Genomic DNA, 24,472 nt, shown 5'->3' on the forward strand with positions numbered 1-24,472 from the left:
GGTCAGGCCTCCTTGCCATCGGCACCGACCAGAATGGTGGTGTCGCTAAGAAATTGGTATGGCGGAATGACCAGGTTCAGCGGTGCGGGGACGCCCTGGAACACTCGACCAGCCATGTCGAATTTAGAGCCATGGCAGGGGCAGAAGAAGCCGGAAGTTACCCCTTGGACCTGCTCGCCGAAGCTGTCGGGCAGATAGGACGGGGAGCATCCCAGATGAGTGCAGATGCCAACGGCCACGAAGATTTCCGGTTTGATGGATCTGTAGCCATTGTGGGCATAGTCCGGCTGCTGTGGCTCGTCTGACGCAGGATCCCGCAGCTTGTCATCGTGTGCAGCCAGAGCATCCAGCGTCTGTTTGGTGCGCTTCACCACCCAGACCGGTTTGCCACGCCACTCGACGCGGATCAGCTGACCCGGCTCCAGCTTGCTGATATCCACTTCAACCGGGGCCCCTGCCGCCTTGGCTTTGGCACTCGGATTCCATGACTTAATAAACGGCACTGCGGTAAAAGCAGCTCCTACACCGCCAACGGCAACCGTTGACCAGGTAAGAAATCTGCGGCGACCGGTATCAACTGGCGCATTGCTCATCCAAAAACTCTCCCATGTGGACTCCGCTCATTCTTATAGTGTCCCTGTTTACTTCTCCTCTCCCTCTGACAACTGCGATGGAAGCGGAGTGGCAATTGACACAGAAAGACCATGGAAATTTTAAAGAAAAGATAACAATTTGACAAGAAAGGGAGTCGATGGGCAAAAACAATAAATACACAATTTTTTGTCTTTTGTGACGTATGCTTAGCATTGCCACATGTAACATTACCAATAAAAAAAGCCTGGCAAATTGCCAGGCTTTTTTGACACTCCTGAGAGTGCGTACCAAAAGCGAATTAACGCTTGGAGTACTGCGGACGCTTACGCGCTTTGTGCAGACCGACTTTCTTACGCTCAACCTTACGGGCATCACGAGTAACAAAGCCAGCTTTACGCAGTTCGGAACGCAGGGTCTCGTCGTACTGCATCAGAGCACGAGTGATACCGTGGCGGATCGCACCAGCTTGACCGGAGATGCCACCACCGTTAACGGTAATGTACAGATCCAGTTTCTCGGTCATCTCGACCAGTTCCAGCGGCTGACGAACTACCATGCGGGCAGTCGGACGGCCGAAGTATTGCTCCAGGGAGCGCTGGTTGATTACGATTTTACCGCTACCCGCTTTGATGAATACGCGAGCAGTGGAGCTTTTGCGACGGCCGGTACCGTAGTATTGATTTTCTGCCATGTTGCCAGTTCCCGTTAGATATCCAGTACTTGAGGTTGCTGAGCAGCATGAGCGTGCTCTGCGCCTGCGTAAACTTTCAGCTTACGGAACATGGCACGGCCCAGCGGGCCCTTCGGCAGCATGCCCTTGACGGCAGCTTCGATTACCATTTCCGGCTTACGCTGAATCAGCTTGTCGAAGCTGATGGACTTGATACCACCCGGGAAACCGGAGTGAGCGTGGTACATTTTGTCGGTAAATTTCTTACCGGTTACGTGTACCTTCTCAGCGTTTACAACGATGATGTAGTCACCGGTGTCAACGTGCGGAGTGTACTCGGCTTTGTGCTTACCACGCAGACGAGCAGCGATCTCGGTTGCGATACGACCCAGAGTTTTACCTTCTGCGTCCACAATGTACCAGTCACGTTTTACGGTTTCTGGCTTGGCAACGAAAGTTTTCATTAAGTTAAACCCAATTACCTGTTACAGACCCAATTGCTTATGGGGGCTCTCCCACAAACAACAAACGATGGCCTACCTGTACCCCTTCGAATACAAGTAAAGCTTAAAGTGTTGCTGTCTTATCGACAGCTGTAACGTGGGCCGGGCGATTATAAGTGAAGTTGCCTTAAATATCACCTGCTAATTTCACTGCCATGAAGCTAGCAAATGTCGCCCGGCCCTACCTGCCGCAGATGCCCATCCGACTGGCAGGCGCGGTATTGTGACTAAGGAAGGTGCACTCTGGCAAGGTATTCGTGCGATTGCATCTCCTGAAGCCGTGAAAGGCAACGCTTGAATTCGAAATTCAGCAAGCCTTCGCCATAGAGCCCGGTCATGGGGACCGCCGCCGATATGATGAGCTTTACATGCCGTTCATAAAACTCGTCCACCATGGCGATGAAGCGGCGGGCCGCGTCATCCGTGCCGCTGCCCATGGGTTGCACATTGGCCAGCAGGACAGTGTGGAACTCACGGGCCAATTCGATGTAGTCGCCCTGGGAGCGGGGAGTACAGCACAGCTGTTCAAACTCCATATAAAGCACCCCTTCCCCCACGCCCAGTGCACTCAGTTGGCGATGGTTGACTTCCAGTGCAGCGGCAGTCACCTGCCCAATCCCGGTCAACTGGCTGAAATAACGATCCAGGTTGCTCCTGGCCTGCTCATCCAGCGGGGAGTGATAGATCTCTGCCTGTTCCAGGGTTCGCAGCCGGTAATCGACGCCGCCATCGACATTGATCACCTCGCAGTGACGCTCGATAAGCGCGATGGCAGGCAGGAAGCGAGCACGCTGCAACCCGTTGCGGTAGAGATCCTGAGGGGGAATGTTGGATGTGGCCACCAGCACTACGCCATGGCCAAAGAGTTCCTGGAACAGAGTGCCGAGCAGCATGGCATCCGTGATATCCGAGACGAAAAACTCGTCGAAGCAGATGACGTCGGTCTCGTCGGCCAGCTTGCGGGCGATCAGCTTGAGCGGATCGGACTGACCGGTCAGCCCTTTGAGCTCGTCGTGCACACGGTGCATGAAACGGTGGAAGTGGATGCGCAGTTTGCGCTCCCCCGGCAGGCTCTCAAAAAAAGTATCCATCAGCCAGGTCTTGCCTCTGCCCACACCGCCCCACATATATAACCCCTGGACGGGGTCACGGGTTTTCGGCTTTTGCAGCCAACCCAGCAGGCCACGGGATCTGGTCGGAGTCGGGCTTGCGCACAGATCCTGATAGAGTCGCTCCAGGCGGGCGACTGCCATGGCCTGGGCCGGATCGGCCACAAAGCCGGGGCGCTGCAAATCCTGCTGATATTTTTGCTGCGGGGTCATCCTGTAAACCGCCTCCAAGTCCCTGAATGAGGGACAAAATGGTATCACGCTCTCGGGGGGCACGGTATAGTGCCAACGAGGCGTTGCGGTCCATCCGACCGCTTCAAATTCATCGTGTTAGCTGTAACAAGGAGCTTCTATGACTCTGTTTAACGGGATCCTGCTGGCGATCGCCGCCCTGATCATCGGCGTGCTGATCGGCCGCTTCTCTGTCCGTAGCCGGGATGCCGGACGCCTGGAACAGGAGCTGAAAAAAGCCCACAAGGAGCTGGAAAGCTACCAGGGGCAGATCACCACCCACTTCGCCGACAGCGCAGCCCTGATGGAGCAACTGGCCGAACAGTACCAGACCCTTTATCGCCATATGGCGGAACAGAGCAAGTTCCTGGCCAAGGTACAGGAACCACTGTTCCGCGAACCCGAAGTGGAAGAAACAGGCGATGCCGCCAACAGCGAGGAGCCGGGCCTTCCTCCCCGCGATTACGCCGGTGCGTCCGGCCTGCTCAAGCAGCCGGGCTGATCGTCGGTTGAACTAATTACGCTTTATCGTGGTCAGACCTTGACGATTGCACTGCAACTTTTTCTGGGAGCTGTTTCTCATATGCGTAAATCTCTTTCTGTATTCAGTGTCTTAGCCCTCAGTGTCGGTATCGCCATGTCCTCAGCACCGGCGCAGGCCGCACTGCCCCTGATGGCGAACAACCAGGAGATGCCGAGCCTGGCCCCCGTCCTCGAGCAGGTGACCCCTGCCGTGGTCAACATCTCCGTCTCTGGCAAGAAGATCACCCGCCAGCGCCTGCCGGAACAATTCCGCTTCTTCTTCGGCCCCAACATGCCTGACGAGCAGGTGAGCGAGCAGCCCTTCCAGGCGCTTGGTTCCGGCGTCATCATCGATGCCAAGAAAGGCTACGTGATCACCAACGCCCACGTGGTCCACGAGGCGGACGAGATCAAGGTCAACCTGAAGGATGGCCGTGAGTATGCGGCCAAGAAAATAGGGGAAGACAAACAGTCGGATATCGCCCTGCTGCAAATCAAGGCCGAGGATCTGGTGCAGATCAAGTTCGCCGACTCCGACGAGCTGAGAGTCGGTGACTACGCGCTGGCCATCGGCAACCCGTTCGGCCTGGGCCAGACCGTCACCTCCGGCATTGTCAGCGCCCTGGGTCGCAGCGGCCTCAACATCGAAAATCTGGAGAACTTCATCCAGACCGATGCGGCCATCAACTCCGGCAACTCGGGCGGCGCCCTGCTCAACCTGCGCGGGGAGCTGATCGGCATCAACACCGCCATCCTGGGCCCCAACGGCGGCAACATCGGCATCGGCTTTGCCATCCCGTCCAACATGGTGCGCGATCTCTCCGAGCAGATCGTGAAATACGGCGAAGTACGCCGTGGCCAGCTGGGGATCACCGGCACCGAGCTCACCAGCGAAATCGCCAAGACCTTCGGCTACAACAAGAAGGACGGTGCCTTCGTCAACCAGGTCATGCCTGACTCCGCCGCCGCCAAGGCAGGCATCAAGGCAGGCGACATCATCATCAGCATCGATGGCAAGCCCATCCGCTCCTTCGGCGAGCTGCGTGCCAAAATCGCCACCATGGGGGCCGACAAGCAGGTCTCGCTCGGCCTCATCCGTGACGGCAAGGAGCAGACCGTCAAGGTCACCCTGAAGAAAGCGGATGACAGCGAGATCCTGGCCAGCGCCCTGCATCCGGCACTGGAAGGGGCCAAGCTGAGCACCACCACGGACCCCGTGACCGGCGTGGCAGTCTCCGACATCGATCCCCGCTCACCGGCAGCCGCCTCCGGCCTGCAGAAGGGTGACATCATCATCGGAGTCAATCGCCAGCGCATCAACTCCATGGGTGAACTGACCAAGGTGTTGAAAAACAAGCCGGAAGTCCTGGCGCTGAACATCCAGCGCGGTGACTCCTCGCTCTATTTGGTGATCCGTTAAGCCCCTCACACCCGCGGCAACCGCCGCGGGTGATTTTTATCCATCGATAATGTTATTCTCTGCCCGCAGCCTGTACGGACGAGAAAGACATGAAAATCCCACCTCTGATCAGCTACTTGGGCAAGTCCGTCGGCTTTGGCCTCGCCATGGCTGCGCTTTTGTTGCTGGTGTTTCCCAATTTTCGCGGCGGCGCCCCCCTGCCGGGCCTCATCACCAATGCCCGCGAGCTGAGCTTCTCCTACGCGGCCCATCGTGCCGGCCCAGCCGTCGTCAACATCTACACCCGCAGCTTCGCCGGCAATCGCGGTGAAAAAGCCGAACTCAGACCCCAGGGGCTGGGGTCCGGCGTCATCATGAACCAGCGCGGTCACGTGCTCACCAACTATCACGTCATCGCCGATGCGGACCAGATCATCGTCGCCCTGCAAGATGGTCGGGTATTCAGTGCAGAGCTGGTCGGCACCGACAAACTGACCGATCTGGCCGTGCTCTACATCGAATCGGACAACCTGCCGGTGATCCCTCAGGACCCGGATCGTCTGCCGGACGTGGGAGACGTGGTGCTCGCCATCGGCAACCCCTACAACGTCGGCCAGACCATCACCCAAGGCATCATCAGCGCCACCGGGCGTATCGGCCTCTCCAGCATGGGGCCGGACAGCAATGGCAGACAGGATCTGCTGCAAACCGATGCCGCCATCAACGAGGGCAACTCCGGAGGCGCCCTGGTCAATGGCCGTGGCGATCTGGTGGGTATCAATACCGCCGCCTACCACCTCAACGGCAATCAGGAGAGCTATGGCATCAGTTTTGCCATCCCCTACAAGCTGGCCAAGCGCATCATGGACGAGCTGATCGCCAACGGTCGGGTCATCCGCGGCTACCTCGGCATCTCCAGCGTCGAGATCAATCCCATCGTCGCGCGCATGCTGAACCTGGGGGACTTGCAGGGGTTGGTGGTGGAGAGCCTGGATCCCAATGGCCCAGCCACCAAGGCCGGTCTCAAACGTGGGGATGTGCTGCTCAAGATCAACGGAGAGGCCATCACCGGCGTGCGTCCCGTCATGGACAAGATCGTAGAGAGCCGCCCCGGCACCAAGCTCACCATCTCGGTGATCCGCAACGGCAAGCCGCTGGACGTCGATGTCATCATCGAAGAGGACCTGCGCTACCAGAATCAGACCCTGCCGACCAGCAGTGCGGCACCCGCCACCTGAGAGGCGGATCCTCGCAGGGCCCGACAGGGCCCTTTTTTGTGCCCGCTTTCCTCCGGCTCCCACCTGTGCGTGAGACAGCTCACACATTGCGCCAATAAACGATCGGGCGAAGGCGCCGTCAAAACCCGCCACCGATCACACTCCCTTGCCGCCAGTCCGCTCCTTTCCTCTTCTTGATCGCCAAAAGGGCTTCTTTTGATGCCTTCCCCTCCGGATTTCCACTTCGAATCGGAAAAAACCTGCCTCCTCCCGCACTCTCCTCCGCTTTATGGTGATCCCATCTTTTCTGCCAGCCTGGAGAGCAGACCTTGAACACCGACACCCATGACGCCCCCCTGACCCCGGACAGCCCGGCACTGCTGCGCAAGACCGACCTGACCCTGGCCCGCATTCACAACCTGCTGGCGGATCAGGGCATACGCCCCAACGACGTGCAGCAGCAGATGCTGGCCTCCCACGTCAAGGCCATGGTGTGGCGCTCCTACAGCGGGGAATCCCTGCCGGAGGTTGACCTCAGCCTGTTCGAGGAGATCTCCCCCCTCTCCCTGCGCCTGGCCGAACAGGTCGTCGCTTGGCTCGACCGCCTCGCCTACGAGGAGGCGCACCTCTTGTCCGTCCATTTTGAAGTGGCCAAAGAAAACGAACTCAGCTCAGTAAAAGGAGAAAGCTAAATGACTGCCATCAAACTCGTGATTGGAGATCGTCTCGGCAAGGGTCAGAAAGTGGGGGCGGGCGCAGAAGCCGCCGGCGCCACCGTGACCGTCATCCCCGGCATGGCCGCCGACATGAAGCTCGGTGATGTGATGAACAAGGAGCAGGCCGACCTTGGCATCTCCTTCTGCGGCAGCGGTGGCGCGGGCGCCATCACGGCCCAGACCAAGTACGGCTACAAGTGCCGCTACGGCATGCGATCCATCGAGGAGGGTGTCACCGCCATCAACGAGGGGTGCGTGGTACTGGGCTTCGGCTTCATGGACAAGGAAGAGCTGGGCCAGAAGCTGATCGAAGCCTTCGCCAAGAAACACGGGCGCACCTGATGAAAGAACACTTCACCACCCGGATCACGGTCAACGGCAAGGGGGCGACTCGCCAGCAGGCGTTCGCTGCAGCCCTCAGCCAGGTGCAACCCAGCCTGCTCAAGGAGAGCCCCAAGGTGATGCTGCGCATCGAACCCCTCGAGGTCGAGGTGCTCGAGGCCGAGGAGTCGGTACGGGTGGAGAAGTTCCTGTTCTTCTTCCTGCCACGCCAGCGCCACGAGTTCCGGGTCCGGCTGGCGATCACCGTCAAGGTCACCAGCCTGGATGTCGACAAGGTGGATTTCACCCGGGCCTGACCCCACAACCAAAAGGACAAGTTGGATGTTTCTAATCATTTTGATGAAGTCACTCATCATCGGCGGCCTGGTAGGCGTCGGGGTGGGGGCTGGCGCGGCGCGGATGTTCCACGCCCCGACCGTGCAGGGGATGGGCGCGTTCCGTACCCTGGGCGAGCTCAACTCCTGCGAAGGGGACCCCGCATCCCACTTCTCGTTCGGTCTGGGCTTCTTCTTCAACGCCTGGGCCTCCACGGTCGCGGCCGGCGCCTTCACCCAGGACGTGGATCACCGCATCCTGCCGAACTGGGGTGCAGCGGCCCTGATGATCAAGAACCGGGATCTCGCCACCACCCTCCATGATCCCAAAAAGATGGCCATCGCCTGCGGCATCATTGGTGCCATCGTAGTCGCCTTCCTCAACAGCACGGCCGCCGCCGTGCCAGCCGCCCTGCAGGTGACCGCGGTCAAGGTACTGGTGCCCGCCGCCAACCTGCTGGTCAATACCGTCATGCCGGTGATCTTCTGGCTGGCCGCCATCGAGGCAGGCAAGAAGTCCGGCTTCTGGGCCACCATCTTCGGCGGTCTGGCCCAGCTCATCATGGGCAACGCGGTACCAGGCCTGGTGCTTGGCATCCTGATCGGCAAGGGGGTGGAAGAGAGCGGCTGGAACCACGTCACCAAGGTGATGATGAGTGCCATCGTCCTGCTGTTCGTGCTGAGCGGCTTCTTCCGCGGCTTTGACATGAAACTCATTGAATCCTTCCACCTGGGCGTTCCCCTGTGGCTGGAAAACGTCCACAACCTCATGAGCGGAAAATAAGGAAGCACACCATGGATGAGAAACTGAGAAACAACTTCTGGTATGCCGACTGGTCCTTCCCCATCTTTGTCGGTCTGCTCTCTTCCGGCGTCTTCGCCGGTACCCACATGTTCTACCTCTACGGGGTCGGCGCCTTCAACGAGGTGGCCTTCGTTGCCATGCTCAAGGCCGGCATGGACACGGGGGCCTATGGTGCAGTCGCCGCCTTCGGTGCCAGCTTCCTGTTCGCCCGCATCATCGAGGGCTCCCTGGTGGGGATCCTCGACATCGGCGGCGCCATCCAGACCGGAGTCGGCCTCGGAGTGCCCGCCCTGCTGCTGGGGGCCGGCATCATCTATCCGGTGGAAAACTTCACCGCTTCCCTGATCACCGGCATGGGGATTGGGATGGCCATCGGCTACGTGATCATCCTGGCGCGCAAGTTCACCATCAACCAGAGCAACTCCACCTACGGGGCGGACGTCATGATGGGGGCTGGCAACAGCTCCGGCCGCTTCCTCGGTCCCCTCATCATCCTCTCCGCCATGGGCGCCTCCATTCCCATCGGGATAGGCTCCCTGCTGGGTGCCCTGCTGTTCTACATCTGGGAGAAGCCCATCACGGGCGGCGCCATTCTGGGGGCCATGCTGTTCGGGACCTTCTTCCCCATCGCCCTGGCTTAATCCAAGGCCGTCTCTTGGGCGGCATTCAAGAACCTGTTTGCGCTCTGTCGCGAGAGGTCGTCAGCAAGGTGAAGAGCAACACATGAGCCTTGGAAGCCGCCTCGCAGTAAGAGCGCAAGCAGGTTACAAGAGGGATATCAGCATGTACGACACGATCATCAGGGCGGGACGCCTGGGAAACGGGCAGCTTGTCGACGTCGCCATCAAGCATGGCAAGATAGCGGCGCTGGGTTCGCTGCCAGGGAGCACGGAGGCGAAGCAAACCCTCACTCTGGGCGGGCAGGTCCATGTGAGCGCCGGCTGGATCGACGGCCACACCCACTGCTACCCCGCCTCCCCCCTCTATCACGATGAGCCGGACAAGGTGGGGGTGGCGTCCGGCGTCACCACCGTCATCGACGCCGGCAGCACCGGAGCCGACGATGTGGACGACTTCCAGCGCATAGCCGCCACCTGCAAGACCCGGGTGAACGCCCTGCTCAACATCTCCCGCATCGGTCTGCTGCACCAGAACGAGCTGGCGGATCCGGCAGACATCGATCCCGCCCTCGCCCAGGCGGCCATCCGGCGCCATCCCGGCTTCATCGTCGGCATCAAGGCGCGCATGAGCGGCAGCGTGGTGGGTGAAAGCGGTCTGCAACCCCTGCGCATGGCCAAGCAGATCCAGCAGGCCAATGGCAACCTGCCACTGATGGTGCACGTGGGCAACACGCCGCCGGATCTGGACGAGATCGTCGCCCTGCTGGGGGAGGGCGATCTGCTGACCCACTGCTTCAACGGCAAGCCCAACCGCATCCTGACCCCTGCGGGTGAACTGCGCCAGGCGGTGCGCGAGGCGATGCGGCGGGGACTCTTGCTCGACATCGGCCATGGCGGTGCCAGCTTCAGCTTCGAGGTGGCAGAGCTGGCCATTGCCCAGGGCATCCTGCCCCACACCATCAGTTCAGACATCTACTGCAAGAACCGCATCAAGGGGCCCGTCTACAGCCTTGCCCACGTGATGTCGAAGTTCTTCGCCATCGGCATGACTCTGGAGCAGGTACTCGCCTGCGTCACTCACCAGGCCGCCGATGCCCTGCGCCTGCCCGGTAAGGGGCGACTCGAGGTGGGCGCCGATGCAGACATCACCCTGTTCGAGGTGAGCTGCGGCCCCACTCTCTTTACCGATACCGAGGCCGGCACCCGCAACGGTGACCGGCAACTGCTCCCTCTCGCCGCCCTGGTGGGCGGCGAACTGGTTCTGACTCACTACGGGAAATCACACCATGCCTTCTGTGTATGAGAAATACCGGCTCAAACCGGTGATCAACGCCTCCGGGCGCATGACCATCCTCGGCGTCTCCACCCCCGAGCAGGAGGTGGTCGATGCGGTCAACTTCGGCCTCGGCCACTACTTCGAGGTAAAGGATCTGGTCAACAAGACCGGCGCCTACCTGGCCGATCTGCTGGGCGTTGAAGATGCGGTAGTGGTCTCCTGCGCCAGCGCCGGCATCGCCCAGTCGGTGGCCGCCGTGATCGTGCGCGGCGACCCCTATCGCCTCGAGCAGTTGCATGCTCATGCCCACGACGTGCCGAGCGACATCGTGCTGCCCAAGGGCCACAACGTGAACTTTGGTGCCCCCGTCGGCACCATGGTCAACCTGGGGGGCGGCAGGGTGGTGGAGGCAGGCTACGCCAACGAGTGTTCACCCGCCCAGCTGGCCGCCGCCATCCATGCCAATACCGCCGCCATCCTCTACATCAAGTCCCACCACTGCGTGCAGAAGAGCATTCTGTCGGTGGCCGAGGCGGCCGAGGTGGCCAAGGCCCACGGGATCCCGCTCATCGTCGATGCAGCGGCCGAAGAGGATCTGCGTCTCTACTACAACCAGGGTGCGGATCTGGTCATCTACAGCGGCGCCAAGGCCATCGAAGGGCCCACCAGCGGCCTGGTGCTCGGCAGGCGTCAGTATGTTGAGTGGGTCAAGCAGCAGGCCAACGGCATCGGCCGTGCCATGAAGGTGGGCAAGGAGGGGATCCTCGGCCTGACCCACGCCATCGAGCGCTACCTGGCCAAAGAGAAGGAAAGCGGCACCGCCATGGTCGCCAAGATGACCCCCTTCATCGAGCGCCTCAACCAGCTGCCCGGCGTCAGCGCCAAGGTGGTGTGGGACAGCGCGGGGCGCGACATCGCCCGCACCGACATCGCCTTCGACCACCAGCAGATCGGCATGACCACGGTGGAAGTGGTCTCCCGTCTGCAACAGGGTACCCCCGCCATCTACTGCCGCGGCTACAAGGCCAACGAGGGGCATATCGAGATAGACGTGCGCAGCGTCACCCTGCCCCAGCTCGACCAGATTCACTCCGCCATTGCCCACCTCGCTCAGGAGAACAACTGATGTCTCTTACCCCCAATTACTACCGCGATCGGGTCTGCCTCAACGTGCTGGCAGGTTCCAAAGAGAATGCCGTCGACATTTATGAGGCTGCCGAGGGCCACGTCCTGGTCGGTGTGCTCTCCAAGAACTACCCGGACATCCCCTCTGCCGTCGCCGACATGCAGGCCTACGCCAAACTTATCGACAACGCCCTCTCCATCGGGCTGGGAGCAGGTGATCCGCGCCAGTCCGCCATGGTGGCCGAGCTGGCCCGCCAGTTGCAGCCTCAGCATGTCAATCAGGTGTTCACCGGGGTCGGGGCCAGCCGGGCGCTGCTCGGTCAAGCTGACACCCTCGTCAATGGCCTTGTCTCCCCCACCGGCACCCCCGGCATGGTGAAGATCTCCACCGGCCCCCTCAGCGCGCAGCAGGCTGACGGCATCGTCCCCATCGATACCGCCATTGCCCTGCTCAAGGACATGGGCGGCAGCTCGGTCAAGTTCTTCCCCATGGGGGGACTCGCCTGCCGCACCGAGTATCAGGCAGTGGCCGAGGCCTGTGCCCGCCACGGCTTCTGGCTGGAGCCCACCGGCGGCATCGATCTTGAGAACTTCGAGGAGATAGTGCGGATCGCGCTGGAGGCAGGAGTCGAGAAGGTGATCCCCCACGTCTACAGCTCCATCATCGACAGTGTCAGTGGCCAGACCCGCCCCGAGGATGTGCGTACCCTCCTCGCCATGGTGAAGGCACTGCTGGCATAGCAACCCCACAGGCACCGGTCCGATCACTGGGCGGTGCCTGGCTTGTTAATGACCCCCTTGTTAACATCGACCCACCATGCGCGACAGGAGTCCTCACCCCCTCATGACCAAGCTGCCCCACCCCAGACTCCAGCAACTGCTCGCCCTGCTTCACGCCGAGCCTCTGCCACAGGAGGAGCTGGCCCGCCGTCTCAATGTTTCCACCCGCACGGTGCGTACCGACGTGGCGACCCTGAACGAGCTCATTGCCACCCGGGGCGCCCACCTGATCCATCAGCGGGGCAGCGGTTACCAGCTCAAGATCTACAATCAGGGACTGTTCGATGCGCTGCTGGCCGCCCAGGGGCAGGAGAGCCCTCTGCCTCGCACCAGCCGCGAGCGGGTGCTGCACCTCCAGGTCTTGCTGCTGACGGCGGAACAGGGGATCAAACTCGACGAGCTGGCGGACACTTGGTATCTAAGCCGGGCGGCTTTGCAAGGGGACATGACGGAGGTGCGGGAGCGGCTCGCCCACTTCGGGCTCACCATCGACAGCAAACCCAGAGTGGGGATGCGCATTGCGGGAAGCGAGATGGCGATCCGCGCCTGCCTCACCCAACTGCTCTGCCAGGAGCTGCTGCACCAGCATCCGCTCCAGAGCCTGTTGCCCACCCTCTGCCCCAGCAAGACGCTGGAGGTAGTGGGCAACCACATTCACGAGCAACTCGGTCGCCATCAGCTGCGCCTGGCCGACGAGAGCCTGCAGCAAGTCACCGTCTACTGTGCCGTCGCACTGCTTCGCCAGGCGTCTGGCCACGAGTTGCGCCAGTTTGCCAGCGACGACATCACCCCACCCCTGGCAGTGGTGGCCCGCGACATCTATGCCGAGCTGCCAACCCTGACGTCACCGGGGCAGGAAGAGATCGCCTGTCTCGCCATCCAGATCCAGGCTCGCCTCACTGCAGAGACGCCCCTGCTCAGCCCGGCCATGGCGGCCGAGAGCGAGCAGCTGACTACGCACCTGCTGGGTTACATCCACCACCACTACCCCTATGACCTGCGCGGCGACCCGCAATTGCGAGCCGACCTGCAGACCCATATCGGCGCCATGCTGCTGCGGGTCAAATACCAGATTGGCAGCCACAATCCCCTGGCGGACCACATCAAGCAGTATTACCCCCTCGCCTACGACATCACCCTGGCGGCCATCTCTGAGTGGATCAGGCAGACCCCCTACCGGTTGACCCACCACGAGATCGGCTACCTGGTGATCCACATCGGGGTCGGCCTGGAGCGCCACTACGACATCGGTTACACCCGGCGCCCCCAGGCGCTGCTGCTGTGCGATGCGGGCAACGCCACCTTCCGGGTGCTGGAAGCACGCATCCGGCGGGAATACCCCCAACTGCAGCTGACCACGCTGGAGTCGGTGCGGGACTATGAGGGACTGGTACGAGTCGAGCAGGATTTCGTCATCAGCACCCTCAAGGTGAGCGAGAAGAATGCTCCCGTGGTGCAGGTCTCCCCCTTCCCGACCCAGTACCAGCTGGAGCAGCTCGGCAAGCTGGTGCTCGTCGATCGCACCCGTCCCTATCTGCTCGACAAGTATTTCGATGCCGACCACTTCATGGTGCTTGATGAACCAATCAGCCAGGGGGCGCTGTTTGATCGCATCTGCAGCCAGCTTGAGGCGGAGGATCTGGTGCAGAGCGGATTCCGGGGATCCTTGCAGGAGCGGGAGCAGATCGTCTCAACCATGCTGGGGGACGGCATCGCTCTGCCCCACTCCCTCGGCCTGCTGGCGCGCCGCACCCTGGTCTATACCGTGCTGGCCCCCCAAGGGATCGATTGGGGCAACGGCGAGAGCGCTACCCTCATCTTCGTGCTGGCCATCGCCAAGGCGGATTATGAGGAAGCCATGGGACTTTATGATCTGTTTCTGGCACTGATGAACGAAAAAGCCAGCAGAAGTCTGCTGGCTTGTCGGGATTTTGCCGCTTTCAAGGCGCTGGCTCGCAGCGCACCTTGAGCACGCCGAGGCGTATTACTCCTCATTGAAGCCCGAGGTGAACAGCGCCACCACGGCGGCCAGGGCCTCCACCTCTTCGGGGCCCTCCACCTGCACCTCCACCTGTTTGCCCTGGGCGGAGTCCAGCATCAGCAGGCCGATCACGCTGTCCGCGTCGGCCTCGACCCCCTCTTCGTTGCGCAGCAACACGTGGGCATCGAACCCCTGCACCAGCTCGAACAGCATCATGGCCGGTCGCGCGTGAATGCCTAACTTGTTTTTGACTTCTACCGAGGCGGAAACGGTCATCTGAGCATCCTGTGGATCTGTCAGGCGGGGTTTGAACGCTTGTCCAACGTGCGATGGCGGATCTGCACGTTCTTGCCAAGCAACCGGAATGCGCTGGCCAGCCGCTCGGCGATGAACACCGAGCGGTGTTGTCCGCCGGTACAGCCGATCCCGACGGTCACATAGCTGCGATTGTTGCGCTCCAGGTGGGGCAACCAGGTCCCCAGCATGTTCTCGATCTGCTGGATGAACAGCATGACATCCGGCTGGCTGGAGAGGTAGTTGGCCACGGGCTCATCCTTGCCGGTGAAGGGCTTGAGCTCCGGGATCCAGTGCGGGTTGGGCAGGAAACGGGCGTCGAACACGAAGTCCGCATCCTTGGGAATGCCGTACTTGAAGCCGAATGACTCGAACACTAGCACCAGCTCGTTCTCTTTCTTGCCGAGCACCCGGGTTTTGATGAGCTCGCTGAGATCGTGAATGCTGAGGTTGGTGGTGTCGATGCGCAGGTCGGCGGTCGAGGAGAGCGGCGCCAGCAGGTGGGTCTCTTCCCGGATCGCCTCGTCCAGCGAAAGCTTGTTGCGGGACAGAGGGTGCAGACGGCGGCTCTCACCGTAGCGTTTGAGCAGGGTCGCGTTGTCCGCATCGAAGAAGAAGCTCGAGAACTTGACTCGCCCCTCGTTGCGCACCTGGCTCAGCAGGTTCTCCAGCCTGTCTGCCTGGGCAGGCAGGTTGCGCACGTCGATGCTGACAGCCAGCTTGTCATACTGGCTCTCCACCGACACGATCAACTGGGGCAGCAGGTTGACCGGCAGGTTGTCCACGCAGTAGTACCCGAGATCCTCAAGCACCCTCAGGGCCACCGTCTTGCCGGAGCCCGAACGACCGCTTACTACTATTAACTGCATCTTGTCCCCTCACGCCAACGTGGCTGTGTCAGACCCGGCCTCAGGCCGACGTCATGATCTGATAGAGTTCTTCGTCGCTGGTCGCCTGGCGCAGCTGGCGGCAGACGGCCTTGTCACCCAGTTTGGATGCCATCAGGGAAAGAGTCTTGAGGTGCTGCTTGCACTCGCTTTCCGGCACCAGCAATGCAAAGAGCAGGTCAACCGGTTGATTGTCGATAGAATCGAAAGGGATGGGCTCGGAGAAGGTCATCAACACGGCGGTCGGCGCGAAGGCGTCGTCAATCCGGCCGTGGGGGATGGCGATACCGGCTCCGATCCCGGTACTGCCCATCTTTTCTCGCGCCAGCAGGCTTTCAAACAGGACCTGGCGGGAAGCGCCGAGGCGCTCTGCGGCCAGTTCACTGATGATCTCGAGCGCGCGTTTCTTGCTGGTACAAGGGACCGCACTCTTGGTGCAGTCCCGACTCAGTATGTGTTCAAGTTGCATAGTTATTTTTGATTTAACTTATCTTTGTGCTTGATGATCTGCCGATCCAGTTTATCCAGCAGGGTATCAATCGCCGCATACATGTCGGCATGCTGCGAATTGGCGAACACCTCTCCCCCGCTGACATGCAGCTTGGCTTCGGCGATCTGGTTCAGTTTTTCGACGCTCAACACCACGTGTACGTTGTTGATATGGTCAAAGTGACGCTCGAGTTTGGCAAATTTGTTGTTCACATAATCACGCAGAGCTTCGGTAATCTCGACATGGTGTCCGGTCAGGTTAATTTGCATAACGTCTTCCTTTTGTTTGCCTAAACCAGGCGTTTGCGCTGATTGGATGGCGGGATCAACAAGGATTCACGGTACTTTGCGATCGTGCGTCTCGCCACCATAATACCCTGTTCGGCCAGCAAATCCGCGATCTTGCTATCACTAAGCGGCTTGGCGGGGTTTTCCGCCGTCACCAGCTTCTTGATCAGGGCGCGAATAGCGGTCGATGAGCACTCTCCTCCTCCCTCCGTATTGACGTGACTGGAGAAAAAAAACTTCAGTTCAAAAATGCCGCGGGGCGTATGCATGTACTTCTGGGTCGTGACCCGTGAAATGGTCGACTCATGCATCTCCACCGCTTCCGCGATGTCGTTGAGTACCATGGGTTTCATGGCCTCTTCGCCGAACTCGAAAAAGCCCTGCTGCTGCTCGACGATGCAGCTGGCCACCTTGAGCAGGGTGTCGTTACGACTCTCCAGGCTCTTGATGAACCACTTGGCCTCCTGCAAATGAGAACGGATGAACTGGGTATCCGTGCTGCTGCGGGCATTGCGCGCCATGGCCGCATAGGCCTCGTTGACACGGATGCGCGGAGCAGAATCCGGATTGAGTTCAACCACCCACTTGCTGCCCTTCTTGACCACGGACACATCCGGGATCACGTACTGGGATTCACTCTGGATGATGCCGTTGCCGGGTCTGGGCTCCAGTTGCTGGATGAGATCCAGCACCTCCTTGAGATCGCTCTCCTTGAGGCGGGTCTTGCGAGCCAGGGTGCGGTAGTCGCGATTGCCGAGCAGGTCCATGTGTTCGCGGATCACCTCTCTGGCTTCGTCGAGCCAGGGCAGGTCCGGCGAATACTGGCCGAGCTGGATCAGCAGACACTCTTGCACCGAACGGGCGGCGATGCCGACCGGATCGAAATGCTGCACCCGCTTGAGCACGGCTTCGATCTCATCCAGTTCGACTTCTACCTCCTCGCTGCTGACTGCAGCCTGAATATCCTCGAGGGTGGCAGTCAGATACCCGGATTCGTCGATGGCATCGATGATGGCAAGGGCGATGGCAGCATCCACATCACTGAACGGGGTGAGCCGCATCTGCCACAGCAGGTAGTCCTGCAGGTTCTCGGTGGTCTCCCCCTGATAGACGCTGTCTTCCCCGTCATGGATGGGGCCTGCGCTCTGGGCCGTACCGGCCGAGTAGACCTCGTCCCAGGTGGTGTCCACCGGCAGTTCATCCGGCATGCTCTCCTGGGCCATGGCGTCGCTGGAGTCGAGTTGACTGGCGTCCTGTGTCTCTGTCTGACTGGTTTCCTGCGCCTCGTTCTCCTCTTGCTCCAGCAAGGGGTTGTTGTCGAGCGCTTGCTGAATTTCCTGCTGGAGTTCCAGGGTGGAGAGCTGGAGCAGACGAATCGCTTGTTGTAATTGTGGCGTCATGGTCAGGGACTGACCGAGACGCAACTGTAATGTCGGCTTCATCTACGTCGGGATATCCTTATGTTCAGCGAGGCAGTCACCTAACAAAAATGAGGGGTGCCCCCTTACTATAGACTGAATTGATCGCCCAAATAGACGCGCTTGACCTGCTCATCGGCGAGGATATCGGCCGGCGCGCCCTCGGCAATCATCTTGCCGTGGCTGACGATGTAGGCCTTCTCGCACACATCCAGCGTCTCTCTGACGTTGTGGTCCGTTATCAGCACACCCAACCCGCGTTCTTTCAGATGCTGGATGATCTTTTTGATATCGATGACAGAAATAGGATCAACACCTGCGAAAGGCTCATCGAGCAGAATGAATCTCGGCTCTGCCGCCAGCGCCCGGGCGATTTCCACCCGGCGACGCTCCCCACCCGAGAGGCTCTGGCCCAGGCTGTCGCGGATATGGGTGATATTGAACTCTTCCAGCAACTGTTCGACCTTATCCTCCCGCTCTTCGCGGCTCAACCCCTTGCGGGTCTGCATGACCCCCATCAAGTTGTCGAACACCGACAGGCGCCGGAAGATGGAGGCCTCCTGGGGCAGATAGCCGATGCCATTGCGGGCACGGATATGCATGGGCTGCAGGCTGATGTCCTGCTCGTCGATGGTGATGAGGCCAGCATCCCGCTGCACCAGGCCCACGATCATGTAGAAGGAGGTCGTCTTGCCCGCGCCGTTCGGGCCGAGCAGGCCCACGATCTGGCCCGTTCCCACCTCCAGGCTCACATCGCTGACCACCATGCGGCGCTTGTAGCTCTTTTGCAGACCCGTTGCTTTTAACACTGCCATGGCTGTTGTTTCCTACTTCTTCTGATCAGCGGGTTTGTCAAAGTTCTCCACCTGATCCGGCAGGAACACCGTCTTGACGCGCTGGGTGGGCCCCTTGCTCTCGGCAATCATCTTCTGCTTGACGATGTCGTAGCGAATCAGATCGCCGGTCACCTGGCTGTCTTCCTGCTTGAGCTGGCCGTTGCCGGTGATGGTCACCAGCCGGTTCTTAAGCTCGTAGCGGATGCTGTTGCCATGGGCATTGACCGGTTTGCCGTTGTCCAGCACCTGGAAGAAGGTGGCTGGGTTGCCATACGCGGTCATCACCTCGGCGCCCTTGTCGCCGGAGCGGATCACCACCACCTTGTCGGCCTTAATCTTGATGGTGCCCTGGGTGATGATGACATCCTCGCTGAAGGTGATGCGGTTGTCCTGCATCTCGGCCACCTGCTTGACCGCATCCACATAGACCTTCTCGGCAAAGTCGGACTCTTTGGCATTCAGGGAACCGCACAGCAACAGGGCCGTGAGGGCCAGATTAACGTTTTTCATTGAAATAAGTGGCATGGCCTTTATCCAGTAACTCGAAATATTTACGTTCCAGGTGACCCTTGAGGCCAACGCCCTCGGTCTGGAACTCCTGGCCCACAATGCTGATGTGCTGGTTGCTTCTCATCCCCTGCGTCACCAGATCCAGCTCCAGATAGGAGGTATCCAGCGTGGAGATGAAGGAAGCGGGCAGCAGACCGTCCAGATGCACCTTGTCACGGAGGATCACATTGTCATCGGTGTTGAGCACCCCGGTTTCGGCCGTCAGCTTCCATTCGGCCGCGCCCTTGTCATCGAACATGTAGACCACCGGCTTGGTGAAAGTGGCCTGCTCGAGTACCTGGTAGTACTCCGCATATTCGGATTCCAGCCGCTCGGTGCGCTTGCCCTGCTCGTTGAAGCGGGTCGTCACCAACTCTCTGGCGGTGAAGTCCGGTTGAAAATTTTCCGTCTTGGTGGTCGGCTCGGGGACCAGCTCGATCTCCCCCAGCTGCCAGGCCGCCAGCGCAGCCAGAAACAGCAGGCCGAACAGCACAGTCTGTTTGTTCATCGCGACGCCTCGGGTTGATAGTCAGCCAATCCCTGGGCCTGCAAGATCAGGTCGCACACCTCGCGCACGGCCCCGACGCCACCGCCAAGCCGCGTCACCAGATCCGCCTTCGCCAGCACAAGCGGATGAGCGTCGGCAACGGCGATACCCAGGCCGCAAGCCTGCATCACCGGCAGATCGATGGTGTCATCTCCCATATAGGCGGCTTGCGATGCATCCAGCCCGAGCTTGGTCAACAAGGCCTCGAAGTGGGGCAGCTTTTTGTCTGCACCCTGCACCAGGTGCTGGACTCCCAGACTCTTCATGCGATCGCTGACGATGCGGGAGGTTCGCCCCGTGATGATGGCAATCTCGATGCCCGCATTGAGCAGGGCACGCATGCCGGCACCGTCACGGGTGCAGAAGGTCTTCAGCTCTTCGCCGTTATTGCCCATATAGATGAAGCCGTTGGAGAGCACCCCATCCACATCGCACACCAGCAGGCGGATCTGCGCCGCCTTCTCGTACTGGCTGCGCGTCACCGGACCATAGAGGGTCGGTACGTCTTGCATCAAATTACTCCGGCTTTCAGCAGGTCATGCATGTTGAAGGCACCCAGCGGGTGTCTCTCCCCATCCACGACCAACAACCCGTTGATTTTCCTGGTTTCCATCAGCTTGACGGCCTCGGCCGCCATCATCTCAGGCCCTACGGTAACACAGTTCACCGTCATGACGCGGCTGATGGGGGTGTGATGGATATCCACCTGCAGGTCCAGAATGCGGCGCAGGTCACCATCGGTGAACAGACCGGCAAGCAGCCCTTGATCGTCCACCACCGCCGTCATGCCGAGCCCCTTGCGGCTCACTTCCAGCAGCGCCTGGCTGATGGTGGCATCTATCCCCACCTTGGGCAACAGCTCGCCGCTGTGCATCAGATCGCCCACTCGCAACAGCAACCGCTTGCCGAGGGACCCGCCCGGGTGCGACAGCGCAAAGTCATCGGCGGTGAAGCCACGGGCCTCCAGCAGGGCCACGGCCAGCGCGTCCCCCATCACCAGGGTGGCGGTAGTGCTGGATGTCGGGGCCAGACCGAGGGGGCAGGCCTCTTTCTCCACCTTGATGCACAGGTGCACGTTGGCCTCTTTCGCCATGGTGGAAGCAGGATTGCCTGTCATGCAGATGAGTGGAATGCCGCGGCGCTTGAGCACCGGCAGCAGAGCCAGGATCTCGTCGCTCTCGCCGGAGTTGGAAATGGCGATGATGAGATCCCCGGCTGAGATCATGCCGAGATCCCCGTGGCTGGCCTCGCCCGGGTGCAGGAAGAAGGCGGGCGTTCCCGTGCTGGCCAGGGTCGCGGCAATCTTGTTGCCGATATGACCCGACTTGCCCATGCCGGTCACCACTATCTTGCCGCCACAGCGCAGCACCATCTCGCAGGCGCGCTCGAACGCCTCGTCAAGGTACTGGTAGAGTCCATCAATGGCTTGTTTTTCTATGTCCAGCACCGCTCGGGCGCTGCGACGGAAATCGAACAATTCAGACACTTTTTCAGGCTTTACAGACATAAAGGCACAGCTCCGGGCCGAAATTTGCTGCGGGATTATAAAAAAGTCTGCCGAGATAAGCGAATCGGATGCGGAATGGGCGGTCATTGACGCAGGTTGTTACATAAAACTGTCGCGTACTTGGGGGGGAAACCCGCTCAATAGTTGTTCCTCGCTGTTGCTTAGACCTAGACTAGCCCATAAAATTCGCTCTTCATTTATACCGGATGGACAATTGTTTGAACGATGACCTGATCACCATCTCCGACCTGACCTTCAGTCACGGGGATCGGCTGCTGTACGACAGGATCAACCTGACCATTCCCCGTGGCAAGGTCACCGCCGTCATGGGTCCGAGCGGGATCGGCAAGACCACCTTGCTGCGCCTGATCGGGGGCCAGCTCAAGCCTGAGTCCGGTCAGATCCTGTTTGACGGGGAAGACGTTCCCACTCTCTCCCGTTCACGCCTGTATGAAGTGCGTAAACGGATGAGCATGCTGTTCCAGAGTGGCGCATTGTTCACCGGCATGACCGTCTTCGACAACGTGGCCTTCCCGCTGCGGGAGCACTCCGGCCTGCCGGAAGAGCTGATCCGCACCATCGTCATGATGAAACTGCAGGCTGTCGGTCTGCGCGGGGCGGCCAAGCTGATGCCGTCCGAGCTCTCCGGTGGCATGGCGCGTCGCGCGGCCCTGGCGAGATCCATCGCGCTGGATCCGGATCTCATCATGTATGACGAGCCCTTCGTGGGGCAGGACCCCATCACCATGGCGGTGCTGGTGAAGCTCATCAAGGAGCTCAACGATGCCCTCGGCATCACCTCCGTCATCGTCACCCACGACGTGAAAGAGGTGCTGAGCATCGCCGACTACGCCTACATCATCGCCAACCGCAAGGTAGTGGCACACGGCACACCGGAGCAGCTGCGCGAGGAGCACAATCCCGAAGTCGAGCAGTTCCTCAAGGGATTGCCCGACGGTCCTGTTCCGTTTCATTTTCCGGCAGGTGACCTGCTACAGGATCTGTGATGTTGACAAGTCAGATAAGCAAGCTGGGCCGCAGCGGTGTGCGTTTCATCAACGCCGTCGGCCGGGCAACCATCATGCTGTTTCATGCACTGGCAGGACGGCCCCAGCCACGCAAGCACTTCCCGCTGCTGGTGCAGCAACTGTATGTGGTGGGAGTGCAATCCGTCGCCATCATACTGGTGTCCGGCCTCTTCATCGGCATGGTGCTCTCCCTGCAGGGTTACAACGTATTGAAGGATTTCGGCGCAGAGCAGAGCCTGGGGCCTCTGGTTTCCCTCTCCCTGCTCCGTGAGCTGGGCCCTGTGGTCACAGCCCTGCTGTTCGCCGGTCGTGCGGGCTCCGCCCTCACCGCCGAGATCGGCCTGATGAAGGCCACCGAGCAGCTCTCCAGCCTGGAGATGATGGCGGTCGATCCGCTGCGTCGGGTCGTGGCGCCCCGCTTCTGGGCCGGGGTCATCAGCATGCCGCTGCTGGCCTTCATGTTCAGCCTGATCGGCATCTTTGGCGGCAAGCTGGTTGGTGTCGACTGGCTGGGGGTGGACGAAGGCAGTTTCTGGTCCGCCATGCAGGCCTCCGTCGACTGGCAGGACGACATCATGCAGGGCGCCATCAAGAGCCTGATCTTCGCCCTGGTGGTGACCTGGATAGCGCTCTTCAACGGCTATGATGCCAAACCGACCTCGGCCGGGATCAGTCAGGCGACGACCCGTACCGTGGTTCACTCATCCCTGGCCGTGCTCGGTCTGGATTTTATACTCACCGCAGTCATGTTTGGATAAGGGAAAGATGAAGTTCAGCAAAGTAGAATTTCTGGTTGGCGCCTTCATGCTGGCTGGCATCGCGGCCATTCTGGCATTGGCACTGCAAGTGGCGGGATTGAGTTTCAAACCGGAAGGAGAAACCTATACCCTGCGCGCCCATTTCGATAATATCGGCGGCCTGAAAGTACGCTCGCCGGTCAAGGTCGGCGGCGTCGTCGTCGGTCGTGTCAGCGACATCACCCTGGATCCCAAGAGCCAGGTCCCCATCGTTTCCCTGCAGATGCAGAAGAGTGCCGGCGAGTTCTCCGAGACCAGCACCCTCTCCATCCTGACTTCTGGCCTGCTCGGTGAGCAGTACATCGGTCTGGCACCGGGGTTCAGCGATGAGGAGATGGGCACCAGCATGCTCAAGGATGGCGACATGATCGAAGACACCAAGTCCGCCATCGTGCTGGAAGATCTGATTGGCAAGTTCCTCTACAGCCAGTCCTCTCCGGCCAACACACCCGCAACCAAGGAGTAACCATGTTCAAGAAGATCGCCCTGATGCTGGGTCTGATGACCAGCATGCTGTTCTCCCTCGTCGCCCGTGCGGATGTCAATACTTCGGACCCCTATGCCCTCGTGGATCAGGCCGCCCAGCAGACCTTTGCCCGCCTGAAAGCCGATCAGGCCCAGGTGAAGAGCAACCCCGATCACCTGCGCGTTATCATCCGCGAGGAGCTGCTGCCCTACGTGGACAACCGCTTCGCCGCCTACAAGGTGCTCGGCAACCAGATCAAACAGACGACCCCTGCCCAGCGTGACGCCTTTGTGGACGTCTTCACCGAGTACATGGTGAGCTCCTACGCCGACGCCCTGGCACACTTTGACAAGCAGACCGTCAAGGTCCAGCCCGGCAAAGCCGCCGAGAGCAACATCACCGCCGTCAACGTCAGCGTGAAAGAGGCCGGCAAGCCGGACATCTTCCTCGAGTTCAAGCTGCGCAAGAACAACAAGACCGGCGAGTGGAAAGCCTTCGACATGGTTGCCGAAGGGATCAGCCTGCTCTCCGCCAAGCAGAACGAGCTGGGTGGCCTCATTCGCCAGAACGGCATCGATGCGGTGATCGCCCAGCTGCGTGAACACAACGCCAAGCCGCTGGTGATCAAGTCATGATCCTGAGCGGTGACTTGCAGGCCCCGCAGGTCAACGATCTGTGGCAACGCCGCGCCGACTGGTGGCAGGACGACCGGCTCGAACTCGGTGCCGTCACTACCCTGGATTCCGCCGGCCTTGCCCTGCTGGTCAAGTGGGCCAAGGCGGCACTGGCACGGGGTGCCACTCCGACACTGGTGGGTGCCTCCAACGATTTCCATACGCTGGCCAACCTTTACGGGGTGGCCAGCCTCTTTCATTCAACCCCGCTCACAACTGAGGACTCATAATGCAAGTCTCTGAAATTGAAGCGATACTCCTCGAGGCTTTGCCATTGTCCGAAGTCCATGTCAAAGGGGACGGCAGTCACTACCAGGTGATCGCCGTCGGCGACATGTTTGACGGCATGAGCCGGGTCAAGAAACAACAGGCCATCTATGCCCCGCTGATGGACAAGATCGCCACCAACGAGATCCACGCTCTCTCCATCAAGGCCTATACCGACGCCGAGTGGAAACGCGAGCGTAAATTCCAGCTGCCCTCCTGAT

The 24,472-nt window shown here is 60.3% G+C and carries 32 protein-coding genes; 18 read left to right on the forward strand and 14 right to left on the reverse strand.

Annotated elements, in window-relative coordinates; all coding sequences use genetic code 11:
* Positions 1-2: 2 nt before the first annotated feature.
* From petA to zapE, 4 genes are all read right to left on the reverse strand, one after another.
* A complete protein-coding gene (gene petA, locus ACB037_RS13315) occupies positions 3-593 on the reverse strand; it encodes a ubiquinol-cytochrome c reductase iron-sulfur subunit (RefSeq protein WP_010675854.1) in 591 nt (196 codons plus the stop codon).
* A 299-nt stretch (positions 594-892) separates the two neighbouring features.
* Positions 893-1,285, reverse strand: coding sequence for a 30S ribosomal protein S9 (rpsI, locus tag ACB037_RS13320; protein ID WP_005336286.1), 393 nt, complete (start codon positions 1,283-1,285; stop codon positions 893-895).
* A gap of 14 nt (positions 1,286-1,299) precedes the next feature.
* On the reverse strand, positions 1,300-1,728 hold the full coding sequence (gene rplM, locus ACB037_RS13325; RefSeq protein WP_005336289.1) for a 50S ribosomal protein L13: 429 nt from the start codon (positions 1,726-1,728) through the stop codon (positions 1,300-1,302).
* 266 nt (positions 1,729-1,994) lie between these two features.
* Positions 1,995-3,089 carry a cell division protein ZapE gene (zapE, locus tag ACB037_RS13330; protein WP_371175422.1) on the reverse strand — a complete coding sequence of 365 codons (1,095 nt, stop codon included), beginning with the start codon at positions 3,087-3,089 and terminating at the stop codon, positions 1,995-1,997.
* Between the two features lie 139 nt (positions 3,090-3,228).
* Between zapE and ACB037_RS13335 the strand changes: the two genes are divergently transcribed.
* The 12 genes from ACB037_RS13335 (at position 3,229) to ACB037_RS13390 (ending at position 14,192) form a co-directional block, all read left to right on the forward strand.
* Positions 3,229-3,609: a YhcB family protein gene (locus ACB037_RS13335; RefSeq protein ID WP_010675856.1), complete on the forward strand. Its 381-nt coding sequence runs from the start codon at positions 3,229-3,231 to the stop codon at positions 3,607-3,609.
* A gap of 81 nt (positions 3,610-3,690) precedes the next feature.
* Positions 3,691-5,049, forward strand: a complete 1,359-nt coding sequence (locus ACB037_RS13340; RefSeq protein ID WP_042015057.1) for a Do family serine endopeptidase — start codon at positions 3,691-3,693, stop codon at positions 5,047-5,049.
* An 89-nt stretch (positions 5,050-5,138) separates the two neighbouring features.
* Entirely contained in the window at positions 5,139-6,266 is a 1,128-nt protein-coding gene (gene degS / locus ACB037_RS13345) for an outer membrane-stress sensor serine endopeptidase DegS (protein WP_010675858.1), read from the forward strand.
* 308 nt (positions 6,267-6,574) lie between these two features.
* A complete protein-coding gene (locus ACB037_RS13350) occupies positions 6,575-6,937 on the forward strand; it encodes a transcriptional regulator (protein ID WP_010675859.1) in 363 nt (120 codons plus the stop codon).
* A complete protein-coding gene (locus ACB037_RS13355; protein ID WP_049637185.1) occupies positions 6,938-7,303 on the forward strand; it encodes an SFCGS family glycine-rich protein in 366 nt (121 codons plus the stop codon).
* The gene (locus ACB037_RS13360) at positions 7,303-7,599 is read left to right on the forward strand and encodes a DUF4312 family protein (protein WP_041211841.1); all 297 of its coding nucleotides are present in this window, start codon (positions 7,303-7,305) and stop codon (positions 7,597-7,599) included. Before ACB037_RS13355 ends, ACB037_RS13360 begins: the two co-directional genes overlap by 1 nt.
* A gap of 25 nt (positions 7,600-7,624) precedes the next feature.
* Positions 7,625-8,401 (forward strand): DUF4311 domain-containing protein, encoded by a 777-nt coding sequence (locus ACB037_RS13365; protein ID WP_010675862.1) that lies wholly within the window; start codon positions 7,625-7,627, stop codon positions 8,399-8,401.
* Between the two features lie 11 nt (positions 8,402-8,412).
* Positions 8,413-9,063, forward strand: a complete 651-nt coding sequence (locus tag ACB037_RS13370; RefSeq protein WP_041214029.1) for a DUF4310 family protein — start codon at positions 8,413-8,415, stop codon at positions 9,061-9,063.
* A 142-nt stretch (positions 9,064-9,205) separates the two neighbouring features.
* Positions 9,206-10,345 (forward strand): amidohydrolase/deacetylase family metallohydrolase, encoded by a 1,140-nt coding sequence (locus ACB037_RS13375; protein ID WP_371175423.1) that lies wholly within the window; start codon positions 9,206-9,208, stop codon positions 10,343-10,345.
* Complete coding sequence (locus ACB037_RS13380; RefSeq protein WP_279982022.1) at positions 10,329-11,444, forward strand: DgaE family pyridoxal phosphate-dependent ammonia lyase; 1,116 nt, start codon at positions 10,329-10,331, stop codon at positions 11,442-11,444. Before ACB037_RS13375 ends, ACB037_RS13380 begins: the two co-directional genes overlap by 17 nt.
* Positions 11,444-12,184, forward strand: a complete 741-nt coding sequence (locus ACB037_RS13385) for a KDGP aldolase family protein (protein WP_043154589.1) — start codon at positions 11,444-11,446, stop codon at positions 12,182-12,184. Before ACB037_RS13380 ends, ACB037_RS13385 begins: the two co-directional genes overlap by 1 nt.
* 103 nt (positions 12,185-12,287) lie before the next feature.
* Positions 12,288-14,192 carry a transcription antiterminator gene (locus ACB037_RS13390; RefSeq protein ID WP_371175424.1) on the forward strand — a complete coding sequence of 635 codons (1,905 nt, stop codon included), beginning with the start codon at positions 12,288-12,290 and terminating at the stop codon, positions 14,190-14,192.
* Between the two features lie 15 nt (positions 14,193-14,207).
* Here the strand turns inward: ACB037_RS13390 and npr are convergent, their stop codons facing one another.
* The 10 genes from npr to ACB037_RS13440 all read right to left on the reverse strand — a co-directional run bounded on the left by npr (position 14,208) and on the right by ACB037_RS13440 (position 21,019).
* On the reverse strand, positions 14,208-14,480 hold the full coding sequence (gene npr, locus ACB037_RS13395; protein WP_010675868.1) for a PTS phosphocarrier protein NPr: 273 nt from the start codon (positions 14,478-14,480) through the stop codon (positions 14,208-14,210).
* Between the two features lie 20 nt (positions 14,481-14,500).
* Positions 14,501-15,367: an RNase adapter RapZ gene (gene rapZ, locus ACB037_RS13400; protein WP_010675869.1), complete on the reverse strand. Its 867-nt coding sequence runs from the start codon at positions 15,365-15,367 to the stop codon at positions 14,501-14,503.
* 40 nt (positions 15,368-15,407) lie between these two features.
* Entirely contained in the window at positions 15,408-15,854 is a 447-nt protein-coding gene (gene ptsN / locus ACB037_RS13405) for a PTS IIA-like nitrogen regulatory protein PtsN (protein WP_010675870.1), read from the reverse strand.
* A gap of 2 nt (positions 15,855-15,856) precedes the next feature.
* A complete protein-coding gene (gene hpf, locus ACB037_RS13410; RefSeq protein WP_005305957.1) occupies positions 15,857-16,144 on the reverse strand; it encodes a ribosome hibernation promoting factor in 288 nt (95 codons plus the stop codon).
* A 20-nt stretch (positions 16,145-16,164) separates the two neighbouring features.
* On the reverse strand, positions 16,165-17,604 hold the full coding sequence (locus ACB037_RS13415; protein ID WP_201921319.1) for an RNA polymerase factor sigma-54: 1,440 nt from the start codon (positions 17,602-17,604) through the stop codon (positions 16,165-16,167).
* A 65-nt stretch (positions 17,605-17,669) separates the two neighbouring features.
* Positions 17,670-18,395 carry an LPS export ABC transporter ATP-binding protein gene (gene lptB / locus ACB037_RS13420; protein WP_010675872.1) on the reverse strand — a complete coding sequence of 242 codons (726 nt, stop codon included), beginning with the start codon at positions 18,393-18,395 and terminating at the stop codon, positions 17,670-17,672.
* Positions 18,396-18,407: 12 nt separating this feature from the next.
* Entirely contained in the window at positions 18,408-18,926 is a 519-nt protein-coding gene (gene lptA, locus ACB037_RS13425) for a lipopolysaccharide transport periplasmic protein LptA (protein WP_010675873.1), read from the reverse strand.
* The gene (gene lptC, locus ACB037_RS13430) at positions 18,913-19,473 is read right to left on the reverse strand and encodes an LPS export ABC transporter periplasmic protein LptC (protein WP_039040473.1); all 561 of its coding nucleotides are present in this window, start codon (positions 19,471-19,473) and stop codon (positions 18,913-18,915) included. The genes lptA and lptC overlap by 14 nt, the downstream gene beginning before the upstream one ends.
* Complete coding sequence (gene kdsC / locus ACB037_RS13435) at positions 19,470-20,024, reverse strand: 3-deoxy-manno-octulosonate-8-phosphatase KdsC (protein WP_042880203.1); 555 nt, start codon at positions 20,022-20,024, stop codon at positions 19,470-19,472. Before kdsC ends, lptC begins: the two co-directional genes overlap by 4 nt.
* A complete protein-coding gene (locus ACB037_RS13440; RefSeq protein WP_029314845.1) occupies positions 20,024-21,019 on the reverse strand; it encodes a KpsF/GutQ family sugar-phosphate isomerase in 996 nt (331 codons plus the stop codon). Before ACB037_RS13440 ends, kdsC begins: the two co-directional genes overlap by 1 nt.
* 206 nt (positions 21,020-21,225) lie before the next feature.
* Here ACB037_RS13440 and mlaF point away from each other — a divergent pair, with 206 nt between their 5' ends.
* The 6 genes from mlaF to ibaG are packed head-to-tail and all read left to right on the forward strand — an operon-like array spanning position 21,226 to position 24,471.
* Positions 21,226-22,026, forward strand: a complete 801-nt coding sequence (gene mlaF, locus ACB037_RS13445) for a phospholipid ABC transporter ATP-binding protein MlaF (RefSeq protein WP_069785529.1) — start codon at positions 21,226-21,228, stop codon at positions 22,024-22,026.
* The gene (gene mlaE / locus ACB037_RS13450) at positions 22,026-22,805 is read left to right on the forward strand and encodes a lipid asymmetry maintenance ABC transporter permease subunit MlaE (RefSeq protein ID WP_010675878.1); all 780 of its coding nucleotides are present in this window, start codon (positions 22,026-22,028) and stop codon (positions 22,803-22,805) included. Before mlaF ends, mlaE begins: the two co-directional genes overlap by 1 nt.
* A gap of 7 nt (positions 22,806-22,812) precedes the next feature.
* The gene (gene mlaD / locus ACB037_RS13455; protein WP_010675879.1) at positions 22,813-23,310 is read left to right on the forward strand and encodes an outer membrane lipid asymmetry maintenance protein MlaD; all 498 of its coding nucleotides are present in this window, start codon (positions 22,813-22,815) and stop codon (positions 23,308-23,310) included.
* 2 nt (positions 23,311-23,312) lie between these two features.
* Positions 23,313-23,945 (forward strand): phospholipid-binding protein MlaC, encoded by a 633-nt coding sequence (mlaC, locus tag ACB037_RS13460; RefSeq protein ID WP_039040470.1) that lies wholly within the window; start codon positions 23,313-23,315, stop codon positions 23,943-23,945.
* Positions 23,942-24,214 (forward strand): lipid asymmetry maintenance protein MlaB, encoded by a 273-nt coding sequence (locus ACB037_RS13465; RefSeq protein WP_010675881.1) that lies wholly within the window; start codon positions 23,942-23,944, stop codon positions 24,212-24,214. The genes mlaC and ACB037_RS13465 overlap by 4 nt, the downstream gene beginning before the upstream one ends.
* Positions 24,214-24,471 carry a BolA family iron metabolism protein IbaG gene (gene ibaG / locus ACB037_RS13470; protein WP_010675882.1) on the forward strand — a complete coding sequence of 86 codons (258 nt, stop codon included), beginning with the start codon at positions 24,214-24,216 and terminating at the stop codon, positions 24,469-24,471. Before ACB037_RS13465 ends, ibaG begins: the two co-directional genes overlap by 1 nt.
* The last annotated feature ends 1 nt before the right edge of the window (position 24,472 follow it).

Origin of the sequence: Aeromonas sp. S19(2024) (genome assembly GCF_041402625.1) — a bacterium.
GTDB classification, from domain to species: domain Bacteria; phylum Pseudomonadota; class Gammaproteobacteria; order Enterobacterales; family Aeromonadaceae; genus Aeromonas; species Aeromonas caviae.

What these genes read in the sequence shown, in the direction of transcription:
- petA (WP_010675854.1), bottom strand. Translation starts at nt 593, where the DNA reads ATGAGCAATGCGCCAGTTGATACCGGTCGCCGCAGATTTCTTACCTGG.
- rpsI (WP_005336286.1), bottom strand. Translation starts at nt 1,285, where the DNA reads ATGGCAGAAAATCAATACTACGGTACCGGCCGTCGCAAAAGCTCCACT.
- rplM (WP_005336289.1), bottom strand. Translation starts at nt 1,728, where the DNA reads ATGAAAACTTTCGTTGCCAAGCCAGAAACCGTAAAACGTGACTGGTAC.
- zapE (WP_371175422.1), bottom strand. Translation starts at nt 3,089, where the DNA reads ATGACCCCGCAGCAAAAATATCAGCAGGATTTGCAGCGCCCCGGCTTT.
- ACB037_RS13335 (WP_010675856.1), top strand. Translation starts at nt 3,229, where the DNA reads ATGACTCTGTTTAACGGGATCCTGCTGGCGATCGCCGCCCTGATCATC.
- ACB037_RS13340 (WP_042015057.1), top strand. Translation starts at nt 3,691, where the DNA reads ATGCGTAAATCTCTTTCTGTATTCAGTGTCTTAGCCCTCAGTGTCGGT.
- degS (WP_010675858.1), top strand. Translation starts at nt 5,139, where the DNA reads ATGAAAATCCCACCTCTGATCAGCTACTTGGGCAAGTCCGTCGGCTTT.
- ACB037_RS13355 (WP_049637185.1), top strand. Translation starts at nt 6,938, where the DNA reads ATGACTGCCATCAAACTCGTGATTGGAGATCGTCTCGGCAAGGGTCAG.
- ACB037_RS13360 (WP_041211841.1), top strand. Translation starts at nt 7,303, where the DNA reads ATGAAAGAACACTTCACCACCCGGATCACGGTCAACGGCAAGGGGGCG.
- ACB037_RS13365 (WP_010675862.1), top strand. Translation starts at nt 7,625, where the DNA reads ATGTTTCTAATCATTTTGATGAAGTCACTCATCATCGGCGGCCTGGTA.
- ACB037_RS13370 (WP_041214029.1), top strand. Translation starts at nt 8,413, where the DNA reads ATGGATGAGAAACTGAGAAACAACTTCTGGTATGCCGACTGGTCCTTC.
- ACB037_RS13375 (WP_371175423.1), top strand. Translation starts at nt 9,206, where the DNA reads ATGTACGACACGATCATCAGGGCGGGACGCCTGGGAAACGGGCAGCTT.
- ACB037_RS13380 (WP_279982022.1), top strand. Translation starts at nt 10,329, where the DNA reads ATGCCTTCTGTGTATGAGAAATACCGGCTCAAACCGGTGATCAACGCC.
- ACB037_RS13385 (WP_043154589.1), top strand. Translation starts at nt 11,444, where the DNA reads ATGTCTCTTACCCCCAATTACTACCGCGATCGGGTCTGCCTCAACGTG.
- ACB037_RS13390 (WP_371175424.1), top strand. Translation starts at nt 12,288, where the DNA reads ATGACCAAGCTGCCCCACCCCAGACTCCAGCAACTGCTCGCCCTGCTT.
- npr (WP_010675868.1), bottom strand. Translation starts at nt 14,480, where the DNA reads ATGACCGTTTCCGCCTCGGTAGAAGTCAAAAACAAGTTAGGCATTCAC.
- rapZ (WP_010675869.1), bottom strand. Translation starts at nt 15,367, where the DNA reads ATGCAGTTAATAGTAGTAAGCGGTCGTTCGGGCTCCGGCAAGACGGTG.
- ptsN (WP_010675870.1), bottom strand. Translation starts at nt 15,854, where the DNA reads ATGCAACTTGAACACATACTGAGTCGGGACTGCACCAAGAGTGCGGTC.
- hpf (WP_005305957.1), bottom strand. Translation starts at nt 16,144, where the DNA reads ATGCAAATTAACCTGACCGGACACCATGTCGAGATTACCGAAGCTCTG.
- ACB037_RS13415 (WP_201921319.1), bottom strand. Translation starts at nt 17,604, where the DNA reads ATGAAGCCGACATTACAGTTGCGTCTCGGTCAGTCCCTGACCATGACG.
- lptB (WP_010675872.1), bottom strand. Translation starts at nt 18,395, where the DNA reads ATGGCAGTGTTAAAAGCAACGGGTCTGCAAAAGAGCTACAAGCGCCGC.
- lptA (WP_010675873.1), bottom strand. Translation starts at nt 18,926, where the DNA reads ATGAAAAACGTTAATCTGGCCCTCACGGCCCTGTTGCTGTGCGGTTCC.
- lptC (WP_039040473.1), bottom strand. Translation starts at nt 19,473, where the DNA reads ATGAACAAACAGACTGTGCTGTTCGGCCTGCTGTTTCTGGCTGCGCTG.
- kdsC (WP_042880203.1), bottom strand. Translation starts at nt 20,024, where the DNA reads ATGCAAGACGTACCGACCCTCTATGGTCCGGTGACGCGCAGCCAGTAC.
- ACB037_RS13440 (WP_029314845.1), bottom strand. Translation starts at nt 21,019, where the DNA reads ATGTCTGTAAAGCCTGAAAAAGTGTCTGAATTGTTCGATTTCCGTCGC.
- mlaF (WP_069785529.1), top strand. Translation starts at nt 21,226, where the DNA reads ATGGACAATTGTTTGAACGATGACCTGATCACCATCTCCGACCTGACC.
- mlaE (WP_010675878.1), top strand. Translation starts at nt 22,026, where the DNA reads ATGTTGACAAGTCAGATAAGCAAGCTGGGCCGCAGCGGTGTGCGTTTC.
- mlaD (WP_010675879.1), top strand. Translation starts at nt 22,813, where the DNA reads ATGAAGTTCAGCAAAGTAGAATTTCTGGTTGGCGCCTTCATGCTGGCT.
- mlaC (WP_039040470.1), top strand. Translation starts at nt 23,313, where the DNA reads ATGTTCAAGAAGATCGCCCTGATGCTGGGTCTGATGACCAGCATGCTG.
- ACB037_RS13465 (WP_010675881.1), top strand. Translation starts at nt 23,942, where the DNA reads ATGATCCTGAGCGGTGACTTGCAGGCCCCGCAGGTCAACGATCTGTGG.
- ibaG (WP_010675882.1), top strand. Translation starts at nt 24,214, where the DNA reads ATGCAAGTCTCTGAAATTGAAGCGATACTCCTCGAGGCTTTGCCATTG.